General features: G+C 72.0%; 2 protein-coding genes. Both read left to right on the top strand.

Going from position 1 to position 1,228, the window contains the following annotated elements; genetic code table 11:
• On the top strand, nt 1–460 hold a 460-nt coding region (locus AC5LUJ_RS17415; protein ID WP_493465298.1), incomplete at its 5' end, for a hypothetical protein.
• Nucleotides 461–640: 180 nt separating this feature from the next.
• Nucleotides 641–1,129: a thioredoxin-dependent thiol peroxidase gene (gene bcp, locus AC5LUJ_RS17410; protein ID WP_493465299.1), complete on the top strand. Its 489-nt coding sequence runs from the start codon at nt 641–643 to the stop codon at nt 1,127–1,129.
• Nucleotides 1,130–1,228: the final 99 nt, after the last annotated feature.

Raw genomic sequence — 1,228 nt, 5'->3', positions numbered from 1 at the left:
GGGCCCCGGGACAGGGACGGGGACAGGGACGGGGACGAACGGTGCTGCCTCACGCGCGCTGTCCCTGTCGGTGGGCGGCTTCGTCGTCGTCCACCGGATGCCGACGGTGGCGGAGCTGCGCCGGCTGCGTACCGCCGGCGGCCTGCCCGACCCCGGCCCCGAAGCGGCGGCGGACGCCATCGACGGCAGCCTCGCCGGCCTGTGCGTGGAGGCCGCGGACGAGCCGGGCCGGGCGGTGGGCTGCGGCCGGATCGTCGGGGACGGCCGGACCTTCCTGGTCATCATGGACGTGGTGATCGACCCGATGGTGTACGCCGACGCGGACGCCGACGCGGACGTCGACCTGGCCATCCTGATCATCAACGAGCTGCGCAGATGGGCCGTCGGCCAGGTGGATCCGGCCGCGTTCGTGGGTGTGGCCACGCTCGCGGGCGTCGAGCCGCTGGGCAGCCCGCCCTGACCGCCGTCCCCCGCTGCCCGGTTGGCCGGGCAGCGGCAGCGGCACCGGCATGACGGCAGGGCGGCAGGACGGGGTGTGAAAACGGGAACGCGGCATGGGAACGGTGTGTGCAAGGCGTACCGGGCCGATTCAGGAGGGGTGGGGTTTGCGGTGCCGGACCCGTCCGGCTACCTTCCGGCCATGACCGAGACCGCCGCCGCTGCCCGTCTCACCACCGGTGACACCGCTCCCGGCTTCACCCTCTCCGACGCCGACGGCAACGAGGTGTCGCTGTCGTCCTACCGGGGGCGACGGGTTGTCGTCTACTTCTACCCGGCCGCCTCCACGCCCGGGTGCACCAAGCAGGCCTGTGACTTCCGGGACAGCCTCGCGCTGCTGAACGACGCCGGCATCGACGTGCTCGGGATCTCCCCCGACAAGCCGGCGAAACTCGTGAAGTTCCGCGACAACGAGAAACTGACCTTCCCGCTGCTGTCGGACCCGGAGCGGGCCGTGCTCGCCGCCTACGGCGCGTACGGCGAGAAGACGCTCTACGGCAGGAAGACCGTGGGTGTGATCCGCTCGACCTTCGTCCTGGACGCCGACGGCAAGATCGAGAAGGCGCTCTACAACGTCAAGGCGACCGGCCACGTCGCCAAAATCATCCGCGACCTCGGCCTGTCCGCCTGACCGGCCGCCCCGCCGCCCCGCCGTCCCGGCAACCCGCCGTCCCGGCAACCCGCCGCCCGCGCCGGCCTCAGCCGGCACCATGATCAATATAATTCCCGT

It is taken from the genome of Protofrankia sp. CiP1_Cm_nod3 (genome assembly GCF_982290655.1).
Note: the sequence above shows the minus strand (reverse complement) of the source record. Positions and strands in the feature narration are given on the sequence as shown.

Excerpts from the sequence above, each read along its gene's own strand:
- bcp (WP_493465299.1), top strand. The coding sequence starts at position 641 with ATGACCGAGACCGCCGCCGCTGCCCGTCTCACCACCGGTGACACCGCT.